Origin of the sequence: Sphaerochaeta associata, from assembly GCF_022869165.1 — a bacterium.
Classification (GTDB): domain Bacteria; phylum Spirochaetota; class Spirochaetia; order Sphaerochaetales; family Sphaerochaetaceae; genus Sphaerochaeta; species Sphaerochaeta associata.
The window spans coordinates 2,415,737-2,440,992 of record NZ_CP094929.1 but is presented as its reverse complement, the minus strand read 5'-3'; the positions used below and the strand labels follow the sequence as shown (position 1 = coordinate 2,440,992).

The 25,256-nt window shown below is 49.2% G+C and carries 21 protein-coding genes; 7 read left to right on the top strand and 14 right to left on the bottom strand.

The genetic code is table 11. The features are described 5' to 3' along the window. Positions 1-44: 44 nt before the first annotated feature. From MUG09_RS11300 to MUG09_RS11285, 4 genes are all read right to left on the bottom strand, one after another. Complete coding sequence (locus tag MUG09_RS11300; RefSeq protein ID WP_244771532.1) at positions 45-1,232, bottom strand: coenzyme F420-0:L-glutamate ligase; 1,188 nt, start codon at positions 1,230-1,232, stop codon at positions 45-47. A 92-nt stretch (positions 1,233-1,324) separates the two neighbouring features. Continuing rightward, positions 1,325-2,086 (bottom strand): MBL fold metallo-hydrolase, encoded by a 762-nt coding sequence (locus MUG09_RS11295; protein ID WP_244771531.1) that lies wholly within the window; start codon positions 2,084-2,086, stop codon positions 1,325-1,327. A gap of 60 nt (positions 2,087-2,146) precedes the next feature. After that, the gene (locus tag MUG09_RS11290) at positions 2,147-2,551 is read right to left on the bottom strand and encodes a GFA family protein (protein ID WP_244771530.1); all 405 of its coding nucleotides are present in this window, start codon (positions 2,549-2,551) and stop codon (positions 2,147-2,149) included. 186 nt (positions 2,552-2,737) lie between these two features. Next, the gene (locus MUG09_RS11285; protein WP_244771529.1) at positions 2,738-3,052 is read right to left on the bottom strand and encodes a transposase; all 315 of its coding nucleotides are present in this window, start codon (positions 3,050-3,052) and stop codon (positions 2,738-2,740) included. Between the two features lie 209 nt (positions 3,053-3,261). Here MUG09_RS11285 and MUG09_RS11280 point away from each other — a divergent pair, with 209 nt between their 5' ends. The 3 genes from MUG09_RS11280 (at position 3,262) to MUG09_RS11270 (ending at position 5,663) form a co-directional block, all read left to right on the top strand. Beyond that, a complete protein-coding gene (locus tag MUG09_RS11280) occupies positions 3,262-4,485 on the top strand; it encodes an ATP-binding protein (RefSeq protein ID WP_244771528.1) in 1,224 nt (407 codons plus the stop codon). Positions 4,486-4,794: 309 nt separating this feature from the next. Then, a complete protein-coding gene (locus MUG09_RS11275; protein ID WP_244771527.1) occupies positions 4,795-5,013 on the top strand; it encodes a hypothetical protein in 219 nt (72 codons plus the stop codon). Positions 5,014-5,327: 314 nt separating this feature from the next. Beyond that, positions 5,328-5,663, top strand: a complete 336-nt coding sequence (locus MUG09_RS11270) for a SymE family type I addiction module toxin (RefSeq protein ID WP_244771526.1) — start codon at positions 5,328-5,330, stop codon at positions 5,661-5,663. A gap of 75 nt (positions 5,664-5,738) precedes the next feature. Here the strand turns inward: MUG09_RS11270 and MUG09_RS11265 are convergent, their stop codons facing one another. The 4 genes from MUG09_RS11265 to MUG09_RS11250 all read right to left on the bottom strand — a co-directional run bounded on the left by MUG09_RS11265 (position 5,739) and on the right by MUG09_RS11250 (position 9,538). Continuing rightward, positions 5,739-7,763 (bottom strand): recombinase family protein, encoded by a 2,025-nt coding sequence (locus tag MUG09_RS11265; protein ID WP_244771525.1) that lies wholly within the window; start codon positions 7,761-7,763, stop codon positions 5,739-5,741. Beyond that, positions 7,751-9,055, bottom strand: coding sequence for a recombinase family protein (locus MUG09_RS11260; RefSeq protein WP_244771524.1), 1,305 nt, complete (start codon positions 9,053-9,055; stop codon positions 7,751-7,753). Before MUG09_RS11260 ends, MUG09_RS11265 begins: the two co-directional genes overlap by 13 nt. Positions 9,056-9,108: 53 nt before the next feature. Beyond that, complete coding sequence (locus MUG09_RS11255) at positions 9,109-9,270, bottom strand: SHOCT domain-containing protein (RefSeq protein ID WP_244771523.1); 162 nt, start codon at positions 9,268-9,270, stop codon at positions 9,109-9,111. 130 nt (positions 9,271-9,400) lie between these two features. After that, positions 9,401-9,538 (bottom strand): hypothetical protein, encoded by a 138-nt coding sequence (locus MUG09_RS11250; RefSeq protein WP_244771522.1) that lies wholly within the window; start codon positions 9,536-9,538, stop codon positions 9,401-9,403. A 1,202-nt stretch (positions 9,539-10,740) separates the two neighbouring features. On the opposite strand from MUG09_RS11250, the gene MUG09_RS11245 reads away from it, so the two are divergent. From MUG09_RS11245 to MUG09_RS11235, 3 genes are all read left to right on the top strand, one after another. Then, positions 10,741-11,805 (top strand): MBL fold metallo-hydrolase, encoded by a 1,065-nt coding sequence (locus MUG09_RS11245; protein WP_244771521.1) that lies wholly within the window; start codon positions 10,741-10,743, stop codon positions 11,803-11,805. Then, positions 11,802-12,029: a DUF3006 domain-containing protein gene (locus MUG09_RS11240; protein WP_244771520.1), complete on the top strand. Its 228-nt coding sequence runs from the start codon at positions 11,802-11,804 to the stop codon at positions 12,027-12,029. Before MUG09_RS11245 ends, MUG09_RS11240 begins: the two co-directional genes overlap by 4 nt. A 257-nt stretch (positions 12,030-12,286) precedes the next feature. Continuing rightward, positions 12,287-14,152: an InlB B-repeat-containing protein gene (locus MUG09_RS11235; protein WP_244771519.1), complete on the top strand. Its 1,866-nt coding sequence runs from the start codon at positions 12,287-12,289 to the stop codon at positions 14,150-14,152. Between the two features lie 428 nt (positions 14,153-14,580). Here MUG09_RS11235 and MUG09_RS11230 read toward each other — a convergent pair whose 3' ends face one another. Then, positions 14,581-16,338 carry an IS1634 family transposase gene (locus MUG09_RS11230; RefSeq protein ID WP_244771518.1) on the bottom strand — a complete coding sequence of 586 codons (1,758 nt, stop codon included), beginning with the start codon at positions 16,336-16,338 and terminating at the stop codon, positions 14,581-14,583. Positions 16,339-17,277: 939 nt separating this feature from the next. Here MUG09_RS11230 and MUG09_RS11225 point away from each other — a divergent pair. Beyond that, positions 17,278-18,546 (top strand): hypothetical protein, encoded by a 1,269-nt coding sequence (locus MUG09_RS11225; RefSeq protein ID WP_244771517.1) that lies wholly within the window; start codon positions 17,278-17,280, stop codon positions 18,544-18,546. A 99-nt stretch (positions 18,547-18,645) separates the two neighbouring features. Here MUG09_RS11225 and MUG09_RS11220 read toward each other — a convergent pair whose 3' ends face one another. Genes MUG09_RS11220 through MUG09_RS11200 form a run of 5 tightly spaced genes read right to left on the bottom strand, consistent with a single transcriptional unit; the run spans position 18,646 to position 25,256 of the window. Further along, positions 18,646-19,902: a radical SAM protein gene (locus tag MUG09_RS11220; RefSeq protein WP_244771516.1), complete on the bottom strand. Its 1,257-nt coding sequence runs from the start codon at positions 19,900-19,902 to the stop codon at positions 18,646-18,648. 1 nt (position 19,903) lies between these two features. Beyond that, complete coding sequence (locus MUG09_RS11215; protein WP_244771515.1) at positions 19,904-20,551, bottom strand: hypothetical protein; 648 nt, start codon at positions 20,549-20,551, stop codon at positions 19,904-19,906. Continuing rightward, the gene (locus tag MUG09_RS11210) at positions 20,551-20,898 is read right to left on the bottom strand and encodes a hypothetical protein (protein ID WP_244771514.1); all 348 of its coding nucleotides are present in this window, start codon (positions 20,896-20,898) and stop codon (positions 20,551-20,553) included. Before MUG09_RS11210 ends, MUG09_RS11215 begins: the two co-directional genes overlap by 1 nt. Next, positions 20,877-24,194: a hypothetical protein gene (locus tag MUG09_RS11205; protein ID WP_244771513.1), complete on the bottom strand. Its 3,318-nt coding sequence runs from the start codon at positions 24,192-24,194 to the stop codon at positions 20,877-20,879. The genes MUG09_RS11210 and MUG09_RS11205 overlap by 22 nt, the downstream gene beginning before the upstream one ends. A 15-nt stretch (positions 24,195-24,209) precedes the next feature. Further along, a complete protein-coding gene (locus tag MUG09_RS11200) occupies positions 24,210-25,256 on the bottom strand; it encodes a hypothetical protein (protein ID WP_244771512.1) in 1,047 nt (348 codons plus the stop codon).

The following is a 25,256-nucleotide window of genomic DNA, read 5'->3' as shown; positions in this document are numbered from 1 at the left end:
CAGTACGATGCACTCTGCGGTTTATTCATTCACAGCTATCAGGCTCAATCGGAGGCGTAGTTGTCGAAATAGCCTTGGATGTGGATGATCGGGGTACCTTTATCTCCACTACCGCTCATCAGGTCGCACAAGGTTCCGAGCAGGTCGGTGAGCTGCCTGGGGGTTGTTCCCAGCGATGCATTCTGGCCAAGGAGGTTGGTCCCTTTTTGCGAGATCTTCTGCTTGAGTTGGCGCTGTGCCTCTTCCTGCGATAATCCGACAAGTTCGTTGTCGGCGATGTATTTCATTTTTATCTCATTGGGAGTGCCCATAAGGCCGGCGGTGAACCCCGGGGCGACCACGGGATCGGCCAGTTCCCAGATCTTTCCGACAGGGTCCTTGAAGGCCCCGTCTCCATATACCAGTACTTCAACGGTTTTTCCGGTTTTTTCAAACAACTTCTTCTGTACTGCATAGCAGAACTGCTCTGCATCACGGGGAAAGAGCTTGAGGCGGTTGTTTCCAGCCAGATTGGAACCGAGCAGGCCGAATTCAGGGTTGTAGCCGCCGCTCTTTCCCTGCTTTGTCGCCAACTCGTCGAGTCCGATGATGGTGTTTCCCCCGTTGTTCAAGAGAAGGTTCTTGAGGTGTTTTCGGTCGTGGATAGTTGCAACCAGCACATCCTTGGAATAGGAAAGGGCTGCGAGCGGGTCGTTTGCCAATACCACTTCGATGTTGTTGTCTACTGCCAAATCCATGTAGAGGTCGATATAGTCAAGTCCTGTAAATGGGTGCTTGAAGGTATGGCCGAACAGCTTGCGGAACTCCTGGCGGGAAAGCACGTCCGTATGGGGATTCAGGTTGGCCTTGTACATGGCATCGAGGTCCATCAGATGGTTGCCCACTTCATCGCTAGGATAGCTGAGCATCACGGTGATTTGCCGCCCGCTCATGGCCAAACCCTTGAGGATGTGGGAAAAGCGGTTCCGGCTCAGGATGGGGAAGAGCACCACAAAATGATCGGCAAACACCGACCTGGTCTCTTCTGCAATCTCTTCGATATCGAGGTAGTTTCCTTGGGAACGTGCAAGCAGGGACTCTGTTACGCCGATGATGTCACGGTCCTTCAGCTCAAACCCGTCGTTCTTTGCTGCAGCGAGGATGCAGTCGACGGTGATGTTCTCCAGGTCATCCCCTTGTGAAATGATGGGGGCTCGTACGGCTCTGGCGTATGTTCCGATTAATCGCGACATGTGGTGTTCCTCTCTTGCTTAAAAGTATAGCAGGTTTGACTTGTCTGGAATAGAAGGCTGAATCCATCACGAGATATGAGTATGACAGTTCCCTACAACCACACAGCCCAATCGCCATACCTGCAGATGCCGGTTCCGTGTTTGAGCCTTCCCTCTCTGTCCAAATCTCCAAAAGCATTACGCATTCGGATCAGGATTTCTGGGTGGATATCAAGTGAATGGTGGGCAGGCAATACCCGTTTCACCGGCAATGCTGCAATCTTCCGAAGGGAAGCAAGGTAGGCTTGGGGATCGGTGGAAGGGTAGTAGGCGAAGAGAGTGTCCTTATACACAAGGTCGCCTGTGAACAAGTATTTCCTATCCTCCTCCCAGAAACACATGTGTCCGGGAGAGTGTCCTGGAGTATGCAGCACCTTGATGATCCGGCCTCCAAGATCGATAGCATCTCCATCGCGGAGAATTCTGGTTGGAGTCCCCTGGAAAAACTCGTAGGTGTTCACATCGTAACCCTGCGGCAGATCACAGCGGTCGACAACCATCTGCTTGATTTGTTCCAGGGTGAGAGGAAATTCACCGTTGAGCCAGTTCAATTCGTCAGAATGGGCATAGAACTCCGGGAAATAACGGTGCCCTCCGATATGGTCCCAGTGAATATGCGTTGCGACTGCGATGACCGGTTTGCTTGTCAACTTCATAACCTGTTCATGGATATCGCATATACCCAGTCCGGTATCGATGAGCAGGCTGTAGGTTGAACCATTGAGAAGATAGCAATGCGTCTCCTCCCAGTGGCGGTACTCACTGAGTATGCATGTGTCCGATTCGATCTCATCGATGGTAAACCAATTGTTCATAAAGCCTCCATGAATTCAGAAATAAAGCAGAATGAGTCTCAGATGGGCAAAATGCCGGGATTATTCTGGAAGCCCGTCAAAAACATGGATATGCTGAAGGTCATGATCCCAATTTGCTTTATCGGCAGCAAAGATATGGGCGTTGGGTCGGATGGGTACTTCGGAATCGAGACAGCCTGCCGGAACCACTACGAGCGATCCGTCTTGTTGGACGTTTGGCAGGGCCGAACCGCATTCTTTGCAGAAACTTTTTATATGTCCGCTTGCTTGGTAATCGAAGGTTTTGACCAGGTGCTCTCCCGTAAGCCAATGCAGGGTAGCAGAAGGAGCAAATAGGTTTGCAGCGTGTGCCGACCCGGTGTCCTTGCGACAAAATCTGCAATGGCAGAGGTAGAAACTCTGAAAATCACCTCGTACTTCGAATGTGACTTTCCCACAAAGACAGGATCCTTTGTGTTGATTCATGACTGACTCCTTTGTTCCATGATGCCGGTATCTTGGTGTGCTGTCCAGCTGGGTAAAGCTCACTCAGTTTGTCTTTCCAATAAGGCTAGGCTGTTTTTAACAAATAGTGACTTCATGTTGTTTTTCCTGCTTCCCATCTCAATTCAGGAGGACTGAACAGCTTTTCTTGCTTGAGCCTCTCGATTGTCACAAAGCTGTTGACCTTGATTTCCCCAGCAGAAGAGCCTCGGTTGGATCCATCCTGCCGACCTGGAACTTGATATTGAAGAGAGCTGCATACCTGTTGACGTACTTGGAGGCAACCCCACCCATCTTGTTGTACCATCGCTCGATCAGGGAGTGAAAGCTGTAGACGTTGTTGAGATGATTGACCCTGTCGTAGTCCTTGTAGCTCGAGACCACTTTGCTGCCGCTTTCAAGAGCCGCGATCAGCTTGTTGTAAGACGGGCAGTCATCGGTCCATATATAGGTTTTCTCCTCAATGTGCGGGTGCAGGTTCATGATCTCCTCCGATGTAGGCCTGGCCATGTTGATGGATCTGAGATAGGAACCTCCTCCCCGCTGTACTCCTGATGACAGTGTATTGCATCAAGTGTGACACAGAGTGTCATAGTCACTGATTCTTAAAACAGCCAAAAAAATACACATAAGAATCGACTATAATCGAATTTTGCTCTTGCTATATAAAAAAATTCGATTATAATTGAATTATGGTAGAAAGACAGGTCCATCTAGAACATATCTCCATGTACAAGGATACTCCCCAGTTGGTCAAAATTATCACCGGTGTGAGGCGTTCGGGAAAATCGGGCCTGATGGACTTGTTCCATGAATATCTGCAACACCAGGGCGTTGCCTCGTCTTCAATCATTCACATCAACTTCGAGGGATTTGATTTTCGTTCAATCCGAACTGCAGCTGGATTGCATACATGGGTAACCGAGCGGGTTTCCAAAACTGGGAAGACATACATATTGCTCGATGAAATCCAGATGGTTGAAGAGTGGGAAGATGCAGTGAACTCGTTGCGGTTGAAACGCAGCAATGATGTATATATAACCGGATCTAATGCGAAGCTTCTGTCTGGGCAGCTTGCTACACGGTTGTCGGGTCGATATGTTGAAATAAAGATGATGCCGTTTTCCTTCAAGGAGTTCATGAATGCCTATGGCATGTCCGATCCTGTGGAAGCCTTGAATCAGTATATGAGAAGAGGAGGCTTGCCAGGTCTTCTGGACCTGCCTTCCAATGCAAACATTGTGAATGAATATCTGGATGGGGTGGTGAATACCATCATCGTGAAGGACATCGCAACGTTTGCTCAGATTCGGGATATCGATATGCTTCGCAAAGTGATTGCTTTCTTGGCTTCGAATATTGGCCAGCAGCTTACGGCTTCGAAAATTGCCCATTACCTGACCAGTACGGGCAGGAAAGTCACCCTCGATACCATAGACAACTATCTTGGTTTACTTGAGGAGGCCTTCATTTTCTACAGGGCAGGGCGGTACGATATCAAGGGTAAGAACCTCATGAAAACCAACCATAAGTTCTATATCGTCGATCTAGGGCTTCGCAATGCACTGGTTGGTCCCATGCTTAAGGATTATGGTTCCTCCTTGGAAAATGTGGTGTATCTGGAATTGATACGAAGAGGGTACGAGGTCTCGACAGGGAAGTACCTAGATTTCGAGATAGATTTCATCATAGAAAGACAGGACGAAAAATGCTATATCCAAGTTTGTGCATCCATGTTGGAAGAGTCGACCAGGGAGCGGGAGTTACGCAGCTTGAATGCTGTGAATGACAACTATCCGAAGTACATCCTGTCGATGGATAGGCTGCCCTACAATGATTACGAAGGAATCCGGCAAATCTACATTCCCGATTTCCTCTTAGGCTCCGAAGAGCTGGGACAAGTGTCCTGGAAGTAGACTGTCTTAAGAAGTGAGCATCAAACCAAAAACGTCATATCCAAGGTATGCAGCTAAAGGCAAGGGAAAGAACACTATTGAGATTGTAGAAACAATGAGTCGCTTTGGCTGAATAGGCGATTTTGCCTCTCTTGGCCTGAATGCTGATACATAGCTGAGCCGGATACCATTTCCCTGATAGGACTCCGAATACTCACTGGATGTAAGCCAGTGAGTATCAACAGGAAGTATTCTCGTTTCAAATTGGGATTTATCGCCCGCTTACTATCCATCAGTACGACCTCAGTATCAATTTTGCTTTGTTTCTCTATGATGTCATTTCGGTTCGAGGTTCATCGGTCACGCAATCATCACCTCCCAATCATCCATGAGCGACGATTCAAGCGTGTGCAGAAACTCAAGGCGAAGCACTCCAACATCGAGATCGATGAGCACGGCAACAAGGTCCGAAAGAGCACCTATTACAGCTTCAAAAAGGCTGTGACAAATACAAGGAAAACAACCAAACCCCAAAACCAATTGGTATAAGAATCAACGGTATTGTTGAGGATACGAGTGTGCGTGACTTTGGTAAAACTTGACACAATTGAGTAGTCAGCAGAATTGAAAGTCTTCACTCCTCTTGAAGCAAAACTGTCAGGGATATGCCTACCTTGTTGAACACCCCCATGAAACGTACCTCGATAATCAGGCCTGTGCCTGATAGGGATCAGAAGCTGGGGAGTGTTCGGAGGCAGGCATGAATAATCTGAATTCAGTGCTGTTGGACGTTTGTATTTCTAACTTTATATATTGTAACGAGTTAACTGTGTATTGCTATGGCTTAAGTAGGGGAGGTCGCCATGAATTATCAAGATGATGAATTGAGGCAATTCTTTTCAATGTTGGATCTTCACTCGAGATCGGATCGGAGTAATCTTGATAACGTGCTTGATGAAATCACCTATCCTGAGCCACGTTTTGGCACCATCAAACAATATCGTTTGGAGACTAAAACACACCGCAAGCTGAAGATCTGTGCCCAAAGCGGCTATAAATACCAGGCTGTTCCAGCAATAAGATTGCAGGGGAAATGGCTTGAACAGCTTGGTTTTTCTGTTGGTCAGGAAATCAATGTCCAATGCCAGAAAGGCTGTCTGATTATCCATTTGGAAGACAAACCCTCAGATGCACGATAGCAAGCAATCAGATAACTGAAGGCAGGCAATGCTGATGCAAAACCTGCCTTTCATGATTTTTCTAAAAAACAGAGGTCAGTCCTTTGAATCTCCTTCTTGCCCCCTGTGCTCGGAATAGCACTTTCGGCTGCAATATTTTCGTTTGGTGCCATAGGCCACGAACTTCTCACCACAGTTTTGACAAATAACTTTGTTTGTGGCCCGCCCTTCGCCAGCTTTGAATTTTGCATACCGATTCCACCAATCCTGCCTGCATCCGTCCGAACAAAAAATCTTTTTCCTAAAACCAGGGGTATGTTCAAGCTCTTTCCCGCAGGTCTTGCAGAGCACATCCTCTCCTTCTTCATGTACAGCAGCCTCATTTTCCGAAGTTCTGGAAAGGCAGAAGCTGCGAACCTGTCCACGAGGAAGATTCAGCTTTTCTCCGATCTTCGCATAAGACATTCCCTCTCGCCGAAGACTGCTGATCTCAGTCATCTGTTTCTCTGTGAGAGGAGGGCGTTTCTTTTCCTCTTCGGATAAGTCAACCTTGATTTCAGATCCATCGCGGAAGATGAATCGGACATCATTTGGAGAATGTACCTTGAGATGATCAACCAGTCCGCTCCATAGGTCCTCATCAAAACGCACGACCTGGCTATTCTGCTTCTTGAGATTATCGAAAAATGAAGTTGCCAGTGCCTTTTTGGCTACCTTGTCCTGGATAGTACTGTCGAGCTCCTCCTTACGTTTCTCAGCCTGCTCATAACGTATCTGTAGTGCTTGATACTCTTGAGTATGGGTATATCCATTGGATCTTGAGCTGGGTTGTCCACTCGACATTCGCTCCATGAGTTCGGCTGTAACACTCATGTCAGCTATGAGTGCCGTCCTTTCCCTTTCCAGACCAGCGGTATCGAAAACCGTATCGTAGACAAGTTTCTGTGTTTCAAGAATGCTGGATGAATCCTTCAGTAGTCTGTTGACCGCTACCACGAACATTCTCTGGACATCCTGTTCTATCAAGTTGCCTGAGGTACATTGGGAGTGTGCCTTATCATATTTCCCATTGCATTGCCAAACCACTTTCTGATATTTGCTGTTTGGATGCCATTTCTTCTCTCCAAACCAAGATCCGCACTGGGCACAGAGGATTCGTCCTGAAAGCATTCTCCGGCGGTTTCGTCTGCCAGGCATCCCATCGCGCCGTTTCATCTCGGTCTGGACTAGAGCAAACATTTCTTTGGATACGATCGGTTCATGATGGTCTTCCACATAGTACTGTGGTACCTCTCCTTCGTTCACCTTCTGCTTATGGGTGAGGAAGTCTACAGTGAAGCTTTTTTGCAACAAGGCATCCCCGATATATTTCTCATTCTGTAGGATGCTCTTGATACAGGAAGAAACCCATTGTTTCCCTCGTCCGGGTGAGGGGATGTTTTTCTCGGTGAGAATCTCGGCGATCCCATTCGGGCTCTTTCCCTGAAGGAACAGAGCGTAGATGAGTCTTACCAATTCAGCTTGTTCCTCATTCACGACCATGTTTCCATCAGGCCCTTTGTCATACCCAAGGAAGTTGCTGTAGGGAACTGAAACCTTACCATCCTTGGCTTGCTTTCGCTTACCCCATGTGGTGTTTTCGGAGATCGACCGGCTTTCTTCCTGTGCGATCGAACTCATGATGGTTATCAATAATTCACCTTTACCGTCGAAGGTCCAAATGTTTTCTTTTTCGAAGTAGCATTCGACATTCTTCTCCTTGAGCATGCGAATGGTGGTCAGGCTGTCTACGGTATTTCTGGCAAATCGGCTGACCGATTTGGTGACGATAAGATCAATCTCTCCCAACAGGGCATCGTTTATCATCTGCTTGAAGCCTTCCCTGCGATTGGTGCTGGTCCCACTCACGCCTTCATCGGTATAGACCTTGATGAATTCCCAATCAGGACGACTCTTTATGAATTCGGTATAGTACTCGATCTGGGCTTCATAACTGGTGAACTGTTCATCACTGTCAGTCGAAACCCGGGCATAGCCGGCGACCCTTCTTTTCGTTGAATGGGGGTTGTTGCGATTGTTTGTTATGATCTTCTTTGCTGGAATTATCCTTACCTTTGCCATGCATGCGCTCCGTTGTCATTGGTTTTTCTTCTTCTGTCGATTGCTGCCTTATAGGCTTTTTCCCGGGATGGCCAGAACCGGTTGATTTGCCGTCCATCACAAAAATGGAAGGTATATGATCCCTCTCCATCACCGGAGATGTGATCCACCTCTTTGTAAAAGGCTTGCTCATCAAACTCGTCGAGCCCCAACATGAAATTGGACAGAATCTTCAACTGTTCCTCATTGATACCGATGCTCCTGCATCCTTTGATTCCATCTCTTCGGTTGGATTTGCATCTCCAATTCGCATTGGTTGGTGTCTTGTAGGTCCGGATATAGTTGTTTCCGCATTTCTCGCAGATGATTTTACCGGTGAAACAACGCCGACTCACCTTGGGCATGTTGTACACCCCGAGTTCTCTTCGACGGTCAATCTCTCTCGAGACGGCTTCGAATATTTCCCGCTTGATGATCGGTGGGTGCGTATCCTCGACATAGTACATGGGATGCTCCCCGCGATTCTTCTTTCGTGGTTGGGACATGAAATCCATGCAATATGTTTTCTGGAGCAAGGTATCACCGATATAACGCTCGTTGTGTAGAATGGTATGTATTGCCACATCATTGAAAGGTTTTCCAAAGTGTGGGATGGAACGATTGTTCAGTTCGTCAGCAATACGTTTCATCGACTTTCCCTTCAGATAATCCCTGAATATCTTTCTCACTACCTTTGCGGTCGTTGGTTCAATGACGAGCTCCTTGCCGGTCCACCGGTATCCATAGACGCGGTGGTGAAGGCTGATTCCCTTCTCGTAACGTTTCCGGACCCCCCACCTGAGGTTTTCAGAAGTACTTCTGCTTTCCTCTTGAGCAAATGATGCCAAGACGGTCAGAAGCAATTCTCCTGTACTCGAGATTGTTTCAATATTTTCTTTCTCGAACCTGACATCGATGTTGAGTTCCTTCAACCGCCTTACAGTCTCAAGCAAGTCGACCGTATTTCTGGCAAATCGCGATATCGATTTCGTCAGGACAATGTCAATCATGCCTTGCTCGCATTTGGTGATGAGTTCTTGGAATTGCGTTCTGCCTGTTATCTGTGTTCCGGAGATGCCATCATCAATGTAGATCCCCTGGTATTCCCATTCAGGATTAGCTTGAATCAGTCTCTTGTAATGATCGACCTGGGATTCAAGAGAATGCTCTTGTCGTTCATGTACCGTAGAGACCCTTGCATAGGCTGCAACTCGTTTTTTTCGGTTTTTGGTTGCCGGTTGCTTTGGTTTTTGTATCAGCTTAACTGTTCTCACTGGTTCCTCCTTGGTCTATACATCCCTACGAATTGAGATTAAATCAAGTCATATCAAGGAGATAGATTGCCGATTATTGGCTGGTATCTAACAATGAGTTTTCCTTGGACAGTCTTGAATTCCTCGTCAGTCAACAGGCCCTGAGCAAACAGATTCTTGATGAGCAAAAGAGCCAACTGGTAATCGGCCTCTGCCTTGAACTGCTCTTTTGTCATCTGCTTACTTCCTTCTTGAACCTTGTTTTGATATAGCACTCGTGGCTGCAGTAACTGCGTTTGGCATTCCCATATGCCGAAAATGATTTGCCGCAGCAAACGCAGGTGAATTGGTAGAAGGCCTTACGCTTCACCTGATCCTGATGGGCATTCCACCAGTCCATGCGACAGCCATCCGAGCAGTACTGTTTCTTCCTTTTGCCGGGGGTATGCTCCAACCGTTTACCACAGGTTTTGCAATAATCTTTTCCAAGATCTTGAGGAACATGGCTGGGAGATCTCCTACCCCTGAGATTGTGAGTCCTACAGAAGGAACGGACACAATCCTTGGATAACCCGAGCCTTGATGCGATGGTGGTGTATCCCAGACCATCATTTCTCATTTCAGTGATTTGTGTAGTTTCTTTTTCAGTCATTGTGTTCTCCTGCTTGATACCGGAGAACCGTACCCCTGAAGTTTTTTGAAGACCCTGAATGGCAAGTGAACAAGAGAATTATCGTCATTCTTCTACTCCAATTTTTCTGGCTTACTCTGATGAACTACATTGGAGTAATCTGCAGGAATTATTGGATTTTTAAATTGGAGGTTGGGAGATGCTCAAAAACACTTACTTTGTATGGCAATTACTGGAAGTAATTAAAAAGATTGGCCGGTAAAAACCGGCCAAACACTATCCCAAAAAATAATATCTCTTGGATAGTTTCAACAAAATTCCTAGCAACTGATTTAAGGTTCGTTTCCTTAATCGAAGTTCGGGGCCCCTGCTACTTTTCCCCCTTGGAAAAACGAGCCGTGATATAGCAAGAATGGCTGCAGTAGACTCTTTTTGCATTTCCGTATGAGCTGAAGGTCTTACCACATTGGGCGCAAGTGAACGAATAGTACGCTTTTCGCTTCACCTTGTCCTGATGCGCATTCCACCAATCCATACGGCAAGCATCCGAGCAGTACTGTTTCTTCCTCTTTCCAGGAGTGTGCTGCAAGTATCTCCCACAAGTTCGGCAAGTGTTGCTACCGGCTTCCTTATCCACATGAGAGGAAGATCTCCTGCCCGTAAGTCCGTGAGTCCTGCAATAAGATTTTACGCATTCCTTTGGAAGCCCTATTTGGTTTGCAATCGTAGAATATCCCAATCCACTTTCTCTCATGTTCGTAATCTGCGTTGATTGTTGATCAGTCATTACCTTCTCCTCGTTTAATTTGTTGGTCTATACATTCCTGCAAGAGGGATGTAAGTCAACTTGATAAAACGTTATAAAGAGAAAAGTTTGGTAATTTTCCACAGGTGGAAGATACTGCAATAGCTATGAAGAAGGGACGTTTTCTCTATTCTTCAACTCATTGAGTTTCATGAACACAGGAGAGTGTTTTGCTCCAATTTCTTTAAAAAAAGTTTTCCATTGGCTTTTTCTGTGTGGTTCACTTAGAATGACAATGGAGGCCGGTACTTGTTAAACGAAGGATATGGCATGCATAAAATAATTAGAATCATGACGCTGATGGTTTTTCTTCTTCTGTGCATGCTCACGCTGGGAGCTTCTGTTCAATCCGTTCAGGATGGCTATGTGGAGGTTCATTTCATCGATGTAGGGCAGGGAGATGCGATTCTTATTCGATCTACCAATCATGCTGTTCTCATCGATGGGGGAAATCGCAATACCACCGTTCTGGATTATCTTTCATCACTTGGTGTTCAGAAACTTGATCTCGTGGTTGGTACCCATGCCCACGCTGACCATATCGGAGGCTTGATCCCAGTTTTGGAGCAGCTTTCTGTACATGAGGTGATGGATCCCGCAGTGGTGCACACCTCTAAAACCTTTGAGGATTACCTCACCGTGATCGATAGGAAAAACATCCGCTTTACCGTAGCTGATACGGGATTGAAGAGATCATACGGGGATATGCTCCTGCACGTACTCCATCCAACGCAACCTGCGGCAACAGACCTGAACAATTCCTCAATCGTGATTCATCTCATCTATCACAAAATCAGCTTTCTTTTCACCGGAGATGCAGAGCAAGTATCGGAAAGAGCGATTTTGGAACGATCTGGTCAAAACCTTGCAAGTACCATCTTGAAAGTTGGTCATCATGGGAGTTCCACCAGTACGAGCTCAGAATTTCTTTCTCAGGTGAGACCAGAAGTGGCCATATTTTCAGTGGGAGAAGGGAACACCTATGGGCATCCTCATGATCTTGTGATTGCACGATTGGCAGCACAGCATGTGGATTTGTACCGTACAGATATGCATGGTCATATAATTATTCGTACTGATGGGAATACCTTTATGATCGAGTCACAAAAAGCAGTTGAGGATACCTTTCCATTATATCGTATTGGAATCAATAGTGCTGATACGTCACAGCTGAAGAATATCGTTCATATCGATGATGTCAGGGCGCGATCGTTGATTTCACTACGCCCGTTTACTTCCTTGGAGGATTTGGCAAGAATACCCGGAATAGGGCCCAGCAGGGTCAGAGATATCATACAACAAGGCCTAGCTTATGTTGACACGGAGGAGCGATGAATATGCGTGCAGTGATAGACCGATTCGAAGAGACATATGCGGTGGTGTTGGTGGGGCCACAAGAGGTTGAGCTGCACATACCAAAAGAAGAATTGCCTCCAGAGTGTAAGGAGGGATCGGTACTCTCGATGGGGTTTTCATTGGATATTCAAGGGGAAGTCCAGCAGAGAGAAAAGGTAGGTAATCTATTGGAAAAATTGAAACGTAAGCACCTGGAAACGTGATGCGTCAATCGGTAGTCGATGACAGGATTCGACGGTTTTGCAACCCCTCTCACATTTCGCGATACCAGTGACTATCTGGAGTATAAACACCACGTCTCGAAGTTCATCCAGTCAAGAAATAGAAGGATTGCCGATTATGCTAACAAAAGTGATAGATAAGGTCAGATCTACCGGCGGTAAAGGGATTGTTAAGGAAATGAGATTATTACGGAATTTGAAAAAGTTAAATCATTAGGTCAGAGGGGGAATATTAATATATGAAGAAGATTTGGATTCTAACTGCTGTAATATTTTGTTTGGCCGGCCTGAGTCTTTTTGGGGGCGGGGTGAATGAAAACACGACGTATGCGAGGACAATCCTTGAGAGAAGGGATTCCGTTTCGACCTATTTCCAACAAGTTGTACAGCCGTTCACCCTGAAAAACGGACCGCTGCAACTTACAGCAGTGCCTTTGCTGAGCGAGACATATGTACTGAGCGAGTATCCTGACATGAAGAACAAGCGGTACAGCACCCCGCAGATGGCAAGCAGGCTTGAGTTACAGACGAAAGCCTTGGACCGCCAGCAAGAGATGAGTGGGATTTTTCTGGTTTTCCTCAGGTATGAGAGGAATGATGAATTAATCGGCTCGAGTTCATTCACTATCGATCCAAGATTCTTTGAGTACATGTTCCTCGACAATGACAAGGGAGATTTCCTGCGTGTCGGCAATCATCCTGTCGTGCGTGCGAAGAAAGTGGATGCATACAACGAGGTTCTGGAGTTCTGGGTAACCTTCGGAGAAAACGAAGAGGAGCGGAGAAAATTCTTTCAGGGTTCTGAAACCGTTTACATCTCAGTCACTGATTTCGGATTTGAAGGGAAGGTCATAAGTTATAAGCTGCCAATTTCAGGAATGTTCCAAGAAATGCCTACAGAGCCGAAAGAGGTTTTGTTATCAATACGTTCAGGCCTGAGGGTTGCCTTCAATGGGGCTGACACACCTGACTTGACTGGACAAACCTTTGGTTCCGTCATCGGAGAGCCTGCGAAACCCTCCAGAAAAGGCTATTCCTTTGAAGGATGGTATAATGATGCACAATATGGTCTGGCATGGGATTTCAAAAATGATGTCCTGCTTGATGATATGACGCTTTATGCAAAGTGGAGGGTGAATGATTACTCCGTGACTCTTGATTCCCAAGGAGGTTCTGGAGGAACAGGGAGTATAACTGTGGGTTATGGGGTCTCTATGCCATCTGCAAGCGCACCGACTCGGAGTGGATATATATTTGATGGATATTTTGATGATATGGACGGGAGAGGGACTGCATATTATTCCGATACGATGGAAAGTCTGAAAACATGGGATAAGTCGGAACCTGTGAAATTATATGCGAAATGGATTAGGTTGAAATCCGTAAAATTTGATAGTAGTGGTGGGAGCTCTATCAATCCAATATCCAACATTTCCCCAGGTTCAACCATAGCCGAACCCGCAATTCCATATAAAAAAGGATATGTGTTTGAAGGATGGTATAAAGATACAGGGTATTCGATACCGTGGGATTTTGAAAGTGATAAAATATTATCAGACATGATTTTATATGCGAATTGGAGAGACTATTATATCATTGGCGATGTTGGCCCAGCGGGAGGTGTTATCTTCTACGACAAGGGCTCAAACAGCGATGGGTGGCGGTATCTGGAGGCTGCCTCCGCAAGCCATGAATTCAGTGAGAAAGTGTGGGGAGGAATGTATATAACTGTAAAGGGGACCGAAACAGCAATCGGAACGGGAAAGAGCAATACTGAGAAGATAGTGGCAAGGTTTGGCAACTCCGAACCACATAAATTCAAAGCTGACTATGCGGCGAAGGTTTGTGCCGATCTCGTTGTGATTAAGGATGGGGTGACGTATGACGACTGGTTTCTACCGAGTAAGGATGAACTGATGCTATACTATGATCTCAGCCATAATCTCAGAGGAAATTACCAAGAGGTCTTATCTGAATCCGGGTACTACTGGAGTTCTTCGGAGTACAGCGGCTACTACGCGTGGCTCCAGAATTTCCGCAATGGAGGGCAGAACGCCAACTCACGAGACCTCGAATTCAGGGTTATCCCTGTGAGGGCTTTCTGATGAGCTATTCAACTATTCATACATTCAACCATTTACACGGGTGCAGGGAGCGAGGAGCCCCTGATGGATGGATACGGCTTTGAACTTCTTGGTAAAAAATACATTTTCCCAAAGTCAGGAACAGTTCATTCTAGTAGAGCCGTTTATACCTTTCGGCTGTATTGTTCTGTATGACAGCTCATCTGCGTTTAGGATAAGAGGTAGCCCAAATTCGATATGAATGCTTGGTGCTACTCGTTTTCTCTACCCTAAGAAGAGTCGGTTTATGAAAACTTACTCATCATTTTCAAACCAAGCATCGTCAGGATTATAGTCAGGACTATCCGCTCTATTTCCCTCGTTGTCAAACATATATGCTAATTTTTCATTCTCCCACCATTTGCGCTTCAGATATTTGAACCCATGTTCTTTAATGTAGTGCGAAAAGATTATCTTGCTTTGGGTTTCGGGCCGCGCTTTTTCACCAGTTGAGCCTGAACATCCTGCGATTTCACCGGTAAGGGAACACCCAGGCATCTCAAGATCATTGCCTGCTTCTCTGATATCTCACACCACTGTGTCTTGCCCTTGATGGTGAAGCTGTACATGCATTCCAGTTCCTTTACCAGCTTGCCGTAGGTCATCTTTCGGGTCAGTTCCTTCCGGTGGGCACGCATGGCGTTGCGGATGATTGTGGAAAGCATGCCTGCAAGCATGACTATGAACACCTTGCCCTCGAGGGTGGCATCGGTCTTCACGGCAGGGCGGTCGAACCCGATGTCGTTCTTCACGTTGTTGAACACCCGCTCCACCCCATCCTTTGACCGGTAGATGTCCAGCACCTGGGCGGCGGTGAGATTCTCCGTACTCAGCAGTACGAAATAGCCTAGCTTGCCGGCAGCCCCGTCGACCTTCTTGCAATCCATCTCGAAGACGCACCTGCTGTTGCCGGTCTTGCGCACTGAAACCAGGGCCTTCTGCTTGCAGGAAAACAACCTCTTCTGTGCATCGCTGACGGACAGTTCCTTCTTCTGCACCTTCTCGGTCAGCTCGGCGATGGAGTCCTCCAGGTCCCTGTACAGCTTGGGCTCCTGTTCGGCAGCCTTCAGCCTGTTGTAGTAGACATGTACGTACGCAGTGGTCGGGTGTTCGACTCCGAGGTTGTCGGTTAGGACAATGCTCTGCTTGACGGTCTTGCCATACACAGCATGCTCCGCCAGATAGCAGGTGCTGTCGGCCTCGAAGGTCCCGCGCGTTGTCTGCAGAGCATCCTTGTACACCGACATGTTGGACTTCATGCACATGATCACCTCGTATCGGCACTCATGGTACAGCCGATGGAGGTTGCTGTAGCTGCAGTACCCCCTGTCCAGGACCATTCTTCGGAAGTTGTACCCCATCGCCTTGGTCACGTCGACGAAGTTGTCGATGGTCTTGATGTCGGGTATGTTCCCCCGGTACAGCCGGTAGTAGGCGCACCTGCCCTCGTTGCTGCTGTACACCGCTGCCATGGCGAAATGCCTCAGGTCCGGGTCCTGTTTGCCCCTTGAAACCTCAACCTCGGACAGATTGTTTGAATACGAGCTGAAGGCGGTCCCGTCGAAGGCGCAGAAATGGTCCTCCTTGCTCCTGGAAGGACCTGCGTCGCGCATCGCCTTGAAAAACCCGTTGACATGCTCGGGCTTTATCGATGCAAGGACGGCGCTGCTTTCGCTGCTGCCGATGTCCGAGCCGTAGGGATGCTCATGCGAGGCGTCAAAATAGCAGAAGTCGTCAAGGGCCTCGTTCCTGGTGGCGAGCACATAATAGGAGAGGGAGAGTATCTTCTTGGCCGAATCCCCGCCGAAGACACCCTGCAGCGCCTGCACGAACCCTTTTGTCTCGGCGATGTGCCCCAGTGCATGGGTGAGGCCGGCTTTCTTCTTCCCGGAGACCGAGCAGACAACTGAGGAGAGGGCCTGCATCTCCTTCTGCTGCTTCCTGATCCCCCGGTCCATGCCGTCCAGCTCTTTCTGCAGCTTTTCCACTTCGGCCTGGAGTTCTTCCTTCCTTGACCGTTCGATGAAGAACTTGTTGGGCACGAAGGCGCCCTGTTCGTCCATCTTGCCTATGTACACCTTGCGCTGTTTGGGGTATTTGCATCCAGGTTCCCGGTAGGACGTTACCTCGGCGACGGCTCCGTTGCGCTTGTCGATGTTGATGTACACGGCTTGGTCTCCTTTCTTGCTGTAGTATGTTTATCTAACTACTTCAACGAAGAAAAGTCAACCCCCTTACATGGTTTTATTCATATTATTGCAATGATTTATTCTGATTCCTTAGGTTTTTTCAACTGACTACATTAAAGAACATGGGTTTGAAGCAATCCTCACAGAAAAATCCTGTTTTTTCATTTTCTGGTAGTTCCTCCTCCTCCCTGAATCTTATGTCCCCATAATTATTGCCACAGCGTTGACATCTCTCTCTCATACAGTTCTCCTTAAAAATAGAGGTAGCCCAAAGCAAACTAAGAAGTTAAGTATAGCTTTGAGCTGATTCGTTCAAATGCTATAATTCATAAAGTGCTTTGTCAATAAAATATATGCGCTACTGAAAAAGCTCGGACTTATCTTGATGAACAGTTCTTCCTCGTTCATCACGGTCAACAATATGAAACAGCGGCTTACGGGGGGAGTGGAAACATCGTCGGTGGCAGGTGGCATGGACGCGGACTGTCAATCGATGTGTAGTTCTGAATCAATGGTATCAGTACCGTTATCCGATCCTCTGATAATCTTCAACTCCACCATTTTTTGGAAGCTTCACTTACTAATTTAAACATTCTATAATACCTGCCACAATGAGCACATGTGAACGAATATTATGTTTACCGGTAAGTGCAACTATGCGTTCTGGGGTCCAGACCAATTTGATCCTTATCGGGATTTGCATAGTTATCCCTCGGTTGAACAAGCATTGCATTTTTCAATCAACGGAATTCGGCATAATGATAACCCAGACTATCCGAATGACTTGGTTTTCTGGAGATCTGATAATGGAAATTACTTTGATGGTAATGGAAGGCAAGTGACTATTAAGGAAATCCAAGAAAGAAGAAATAGACTCAAGCATTAGTAAACCTGATGTCTGATTATGGAGGGAATGGGATGGCTGAGGAAATCAAATCACGTGAGGATTTGTATAGTGCTGTTTGGTCAAAACCAATGATGAAATTGGCCGAAGAGTTTGGAATATCGGGAAGAGGACTTGCCAAGCTATGTGAAAGACTCAAAGTTCCCGTACCGCCAAGAGGTTATTGGAGAAAAGTCAGCCTTGGGCAGTCAATCAAGAAGATACCTTTGCCTGAAGTGGAATTCACCAGGTATGAGCTATGGAAGAATCAATCATCCCTTGATGATCTTGAAAGACGTAGAAAAGCAGAAAAAGAGCGTTCTGCTATTTTCAACAATCCAGAGATTGAGATAAAAGACAAAGAAATCCAGGAGATTGTTTCCAAAACATTACAGGCCGAACAAACTAGAAAAACAATGATGATTGTGTCCGAGCAAGATATAACCAGTCCTATGGTCAAGAAATTTCTATTATCACAGACAAGGAACAAAACTGCTCTACCATCAAATACCAATAGCAGTAAATTGGCAATCGATGTCACTGAAAGTTGCGCTTTGAGAGCTGGCCTCTTGATGGAAACTCTTCTTCAATGTTTTAAGGGACGGCGATGGGATTTTTCGATTGAAAAGGAAGATGTCTCACCCCACGCTCGTATGTTTGTGAATCTGTTTGGGCAAAGAATATACTTCGCCATTATTGAGCCTGTCACCAATAAGAGATTTCCATTGACTGAAAAAGAGCGGAAGGCATATGAAGAGGACCACCATTATGGGAGAGTACCAAAATATAGATACATCCCTACCGCTACTAGCCGATTGCTTTTATCAATTAATGATGGCAAGAGGGTGTATCAATCCTGGGAGGATCGAGGCAAGCAACTCATCGAGGCTTCAATCAAAGAAATAATGTTGGGTTTCATTTATGTCGCAATACAAAGTAGCAATGAAACTATCCTGGCTCTTGAGCGAGAACAAAGATTGAAATTGGAACAAGCCAGAAAGCTTGAGGAAGAACGATTAAAGAGACTTGATGCAAAACGATATGAGAAGCTAATTGCAGACTCTGAGGCTTATAGCCAGATGAAGAAAATTCAAAATTATGTTGAGTATGTCAAAAATCAAGCACAAGACCAAGCTGCAGAGCCGGATAGTGAAATTTCAAAATGGATGGAATGGGCACAGTCAAAGATCAACGACCTCAATCCTTTGAAAAATGGGCTCCCTAAATTCTCAATTGATGAACACCGCGAAAATATAATCAATCCCTCAGTATCATTTCTTGATGATTTGTTTCGTGACCATTGAGTACGCAATACGGTAGTTGATTAAGGGTTGTAGACGGTGATTCAATGATTAACTAGAAACATGAAATCCCTAAAAAAAGAATTTCTGAAATGACTCATTCTACATGATTCCATGCCGGTTCCCTTTCTCCATTGCTTCAACAGCCCAGTCGATCGGTTCCAATCCCTCAAGCCGGTTGTACTCGTCCCAGTACCGTCTGGCCCATTTGACCAGCAGCTTGGTTATCTCGCAGATGTAGGTCGTCCGCCTGAATTCGCCGAACTCCGAATAGCAACCTCCGATGCAGTATGAACAGGCACTTTCCACCTCGCAGGTCCTGCACTTTTCATCGAGTGAGCAATTGGAGCGATAGGCGCCTTCGCGCACTCTCAGAAAGTTCTCCTTGTGGGTGAACCCTTCCTTGGCGGTCCCGACGATGAACTCTGCCTTGTCGATTTGGGTATGCGGCAGCCATCTGATGCACGGATAGATCCTACCGTCCACCGAAAGGGCAGGCATGGCTCCGCTTCCGCAGTGGCCGGTACAGTCCCAGTCAGGTCCTGTGGACAGGTGTGCGTAGCCGAACTGCTCCTTGCTGAGCATGCTCCAAAACAGATCGTCGCGATGCTTAAGCACATAGGCGGTGCACTTTTCCATCTGACGGTCCAACTCATCATAGTCGGCTTGGGTGCATCCGGTGTCCTCCATGATGAAGTTCTGGTTGATGTACCTGATTCCCAGCTGTTCATGCAAATAAACCAATGAGTCATAGAGATGAGGGATGCTCTGACGGTTCGCGGTGGACTTGGTCTGCATCGACTGGATCGGGAAGGTCTTCTTATACCACGGCCAATGGCGGATGATGCTCCCCAAGGATCCACTCCCATCGGGGAACACCCGGTTTGCATCATGGATCTCAGGACAGCCATCCAGCGATATACCCACCAGCAACAGGTCCTTGTACTTCTCGCAGAACCGGCGGGCCTGCTCGGAGAAAAGCGTGCCATTGGTTGAGATGGAGAAATGGAGCTTCCCCCGCCAGTTCCTGGCATTGGGGGTGTCGGTGGTCATCACCTTGGCCAGCGTGTATGAGCAGATCTCGTCCAAAAACGGCACATCCATGAAGCTGTCGCCACCGATGAAATCGACGACGAGCCCCTTTTGGTATGCCTTGCGGAAGACCGGATCAGGATCATCGAGTAGCCCTGCAGGATCGGGGTCGGTGAGGATGTGGTCGATGAAGGCCTTTGCATCCTCCATCGAAAGCGTCCTTCTTCTCTTGTGCACCTCATAGCAGTAGGTGCACCTGAGGTTGCAGTCCTCGGTGGTGTTCAGCGTTACGTTGAACAAGCCGGGTTCTCTAAAGGGAATGAGCATATCAGCCTCCAATGCGCGATGAGTTCGAGCAACCGCTTGAGCAGGAGTTTTTACACCCGCCGGAGCAGTTTACGTTGCAGTCTGCGTTGCAGTTGGTACTGCAGGAAGTGCAGCCCGAGCATGCGTTCTGACAATTTGCGCTGCATCCCCCGCATCCGCTACATCCTCCGCATCCACTGCACCCATGACACGAAACACACCACAGTCCTCCTTTGCAACTGTAGCAGTTGCCCGAGCATCCACTACAACCGGTACAGCCACTACACCCGGTGCATGATCCGGTACACCCTCCGGTGCAGTTGTGACAGCCGTTGTAGCACGTCGAGTTGCACGTATTACTGCAGCTGGCACAGCCGCGCAGATCATTGATATCCTGTTTGTACTGGTCGATCTGGCTCAGCAGATTGGCGCTGATCAGACTTCCCGTTGCAACCGAGGCGATGGGGTAGGTGGTATACAGAAACGCGCGGGTATTACCCTGCAGCGCATCCTTCATGCTGTTCATGTCCGAAGCCTTCATGGGAAGACCGATGGCGAAGCCAGCAGGCGGGGAGAACACATAATAGTTGTCGTAGCGCTGGTAACCGTTGACGCGGAAGGCCTCCTGGATCGCCTCGAAGCGGCTTCTGATATCATTATAGGTTCCCATCACGATTCCTCATGGGCGAAGCACTCGCCGTTGATCACCAGGAGCTCGCCCTCGGGGTAGTTGTAATGACTACGCACGCGACGCTCCCAGATGGCATACAGGAACCTGCCCTCCGCCATCTCGTCGAAGACCGCCTTGAAGTAGGCGTAGATGTCCCTTTCCTGCTCGAATCGGTAGGATGCGTACACCTCAGCCTTCAGGGCGGTCTGCGCGGTGTTGGTCTTGTCGATCGCCAGTTGCATGTCGGCGATCTCACTGTCGTCCAAGATGAAGGGCAGCTTGGTCAGCTGCCGTCCACATTCATTGCATTGCATGGTTGTTCCTCCTAGTTCCACACAGCCCCCCACACCTTGTTGGGGGTGCCTTGTGCATTCACATTTCCCGTCACATTACCGGTGACGTTGCCACTCACATTCCCACTCACGCTCCCTTGCAGATTCCCATGGAACGTGTTCGCATGGACATTCGCATATGGATTCGAGGACACGCCGATGTCATATTGGCCTGCTTGTTGGGGATACAGGGCCTTGGTGTACGCTCCCTTCGCCTCGGCGATCACGGTGAAGGAGATTGAAAGGGCTGAGAACAGGTCGTTGCTGCGGATGCGAGAGGTCGCTCCCCCGGCACCGGTTATCGTCAAACTGGTTCCCGACCAGCTTACGATCGCAGGACTTGCCACAGGACTTTCGATGCTGTTGTAGATACGGTTCCATGCAATGGCGATGCTTTGGAACATGTCGAAGGCCCCGGCAGCCACCTGGGTGCCGGCTTTGAAGATGCCTGCGAACTTGTAGTAGTACGAACCCAAGGCTGCAGAGAGGTTGGTCCCATCGAAGATGAACGTACCGGCATAATAATCCTTGGCCGTGGTATGGCTGCCGATCTTTGCCCCCTGCCCATCCAGGAGGTTCACTCCCACATCATAGGCGCTGTAGTTGTAGGCTGCACTGAGTGTCCCGGCCGTATAGGAGGTGGGTGTTGCCTCACCCAGCGTCAGGGCACTGAGATACCCCGCGCTGTCGATGGCGTAGAACACCCGCTGTAGCGTGGTACCCGTCGAAGCGGGATTGGCTCCACTGGCGGCATAGACGGCAGAACCCATCTTGGTGGGCGTGTAGCCCAGGGAGCGTTTGGACCAGGTGGTTCCTCCGTTGCCCGAGACATAGTAATACGCACTGCCGTATTCATAGGCGATGAAGAATCCGGATCCGTAGGCGATGGCGGTGGGACACGTAGCGGCGATATTGATCGCACTCCAGTTCTGCCCATCGGTGCTTCGATACACCGATGCTGATGAGAGGGTGACATAGCTTACCTGGATATAGACGCCGTTTCCGTATGCGATGCGTGAGTTCATGAAATCGTTATTGTAGGATGGGAATGGATGGGCACAGGTGAAACCTGCGGCTGTCCACCCGCTTCCGTTGGTCGAGCGTTTCCAATCGGAGGCCCCTCCGCCAAGCACATGGGCGTAAAAGTATCCATTGGCGAAGAACAGGTTGTCGTAAGCTTCGCTGGACAGCTCGCTCCACGAAGTGCCGTTCGCTCCACCTGAGAGTACACGGCGTTGGACCGAGCCCGAGCAGAGCGCCAGGAAGATACCATTGCCGAATGCCAGACCGATGGTGGAAGGATACGCGGTGCTCAGCGAATAGGATGAGACCGAGCCCACGTTCCCGGTGGGAAATGATTTGAGCGTCGAGCCCCAAGCGACTACCATCCTGCCGTTTCCCTCCGCCAAGTGAGGGGTTGATGAGGATGTCGAACTGATGCCAGATACTCGTCCGGTCGTACAACTGCCTGGGTCATACAAGGTGCCGCTGAGCACTTGGCGCACCTTGACCGTCTTGCCCGCAACCGTCGCATGATCGAGTGTGCGACTGTCGTAGTCGGTCCAGGTGCCCCCTCCATCGAGCGAGTACTGCTTCTTGCCTGCAACCTCAGCACCTGTGGAGGTGATTTTCGCAAGGTAGTTGACTCCTCCAAGCTTTAGAGGAGACTGGGTGTAAGCAGGCAGGGAGGGGACGGTGAAAGCGGTTTCCGCATTTGCCGTGGTGATCTGCTGGCTGAGCAGGCTGCGGTCCTGATCGCGCTCACCAGACGAGGTGACATGCAACACGTTCTCGAAGACGGTGGATACAGAGCCCCCTTCCACCTTGGTAGCCATGAACGAGCCGCCCTTGTGCACCACAGCGTTGGGCGTGACCTGGGCGATGAGATCCCCCATCACCGTCCCCAAGTCCCAATACGGGGTGGAGGACAACGAGCCGTTGAATGATTCGCCGGTTCGCACCTCGTTGACGGTACGCAGCACATCGGCATCAAGGCGCTCGATGCGGGTCTCCGAGAGATCGGCGTTACGGATGACCGTACCGACGAACTCGCTGGTTCCGTCGCTGTTGATGATGAAACCCGAATTCCCATCCCCGATAGCATGCTTTCCCATCGAGCGGATGCGTCCGGTATCGATAATCTGCAGATCCTGTGTGGAGAGCACATCGATATTCGCCGACTGCGCATACAGGGTACGATAGTACGCGTACAGTGCGGTGGAGGTGACGGGAATATTCGCCCCACCGAGGAGCACCGCGTTGCCGCATTTGCTCATCGCCTCAGGATATTGGGCTGCGTTCTGGCTGGTGATGGGAATCCACGAACCGCTGGCGAACACCTGGGGTACATAGTCGTCTCCCGTCTGCAGCACATAGCAATCCCCTTCGATCGTATCGCTGATGGTCCCGGGACCCCCCAGGATCCCGTAGCTCTTGGTGTACTCGGTCACATCGTTGGCCGAGAGGGTGAGTGAACGTATCATCGTCTCGGTACTACCCAGACGGGTATAAGACATCGTGCAGGTGATATCGATCTGGGGTGGCGCCTGCCTCTTGGGGATGGTGAGTGTCAGCTCTCCTCCCGCATAGGATTCGGCGTTGATCAGCCATTGGAAGGTAGCGTTCTCGTACCCTCGGCTGTCGGCAGTGAGAACCACGACCGAGTTTTCCACGCTGCGTACATTGCGCTCATAGGTGCTTCGGTTGCTCCTGATGGCAAACGAGATCGAATTGCGCAGCAGCGTGTTCGCCCCGACATCCAAAAACGGTTCTGCGTAGGTGATATGGGGGTCTTGGGGAGTCGAGTCGCTCCAAACCTGTTTGACGCGCGTCCAGTACTCATAGCCGTAGTACCAAGGGCCGGGCAAGGTTTCACTCCACTGTGTAGCGGCCCCCGGTGATACCCCTTCTTCAAGAAGCGTGAACTGGTGGATCGAGGTGACACTGAGCCCATTGGATCCCGCCGCCCCGTCAGAGCCCGCTTCTCCGGTCTCACCATAGGAGACGAATGAGGTGGCCAGCAGCTCGGTCTTGGACGAATCGGTGTAGATCTGCACATCGAAGGCACCCGCCGAGCTATAGCTGTACGAGCGAACTCCCCCTGTCATGGTCCCGCTTGCACCGCTTTGGGCCCAGCTGCTGCCGTCCCAGCTGCGTGCATGCACGTATACCGAGGGAGTGAACAAAGACCCGTTCTTGTAGAAAGCCAGATCCAAAGTCCCCAAGGAGGCAGAAGACATCGTCAACTGCAGTTGGTACGAGGGAGCATCGCTGAGAGATGTAAGGGTATAACTTGCGCCGGTTAGTGCCATGTGTTCTCCTTTTTGTCAGCTGACCGAACAGAAATAAGTGGCCTTGACCGTCACATCATCGTGCGAGACGGAGATGGCCTTCTTCTTGGTGGTCACGATCGACCCATGGGCAACCGCCGTGGGGGTGAACGCCACCGCTGTTCCGTCCTTGTCTGTCTTGGTCCATGTGTAGGTGAGACTCACCCCGGTCCCGTCGATCTCCTCGCCGTTCTGATATACGCGGCAGATGAGGGTGGTGCTGCCCGTGTCGTTCTTGAAATAGCTTCCCGCGGTGGACTCGATGACCGCCTGGTAGGGATCGGTGACGTCCAGGATCGAAACGGCTTCGGTGTCGTAGCTGATGTTGAAAGTGTCGGAAGTGGCGTCGGTGTCCAGAATCGAGCACTTGAACATGGCAAACGAATCCACCATGGAAGGAGTGACCGTCAAGGCGGCCGCAGTTGCTCCTGCGATATCCTCCCAGACGGTCCCGTTGATCGATTTTTTCCACTGGTAGTCGAGGTTTGTCGTGTCCTTGGTGGTACCGCGGATGAGTTCAGCCTTGACTGAAAGCGATGAAGGGCTGTGGTTCTTGAACTGGCTGCCTCCGGTGGCGTAGGCCCGGGCGACCACGAATGAGGTTCCGTTTGCCACCCGCGAGAGGGTGATGACGATCGTGACGGGAAAGGCGAGGTTCAGAACCGGATCGGTGTAGGTGCCGCTGAATTGGTAGTCGATTTGCCACACATCGGTCGTGAGCTTGTCCTCGCTCACCGTGAGTACCCCGCTGGTGGCATTGATCGTCTCACCGTTGGAACCGCTGGTGACCGTAGTCCAGGTGGCCGAACCTGCGATGCGGCGCTTCCAGGCCTTGGCTGTCATGGTAGAAACGACATCGGTCCCTCCTGCCTTGCGCACCACGGGGGAGAGCTGCAGCGAGGTGTCTCCTGCCCACGAAGGATTGAGGGTCTGGTTCGATGTATCGTACAGGCTGGTGAGGGGCAGATTGCTGTCGATACCGGTGATGAGGGAAATACCGTCGGTATAATCCATCAGCGTGAAACTGGCGCTTGTCTTTGCCAT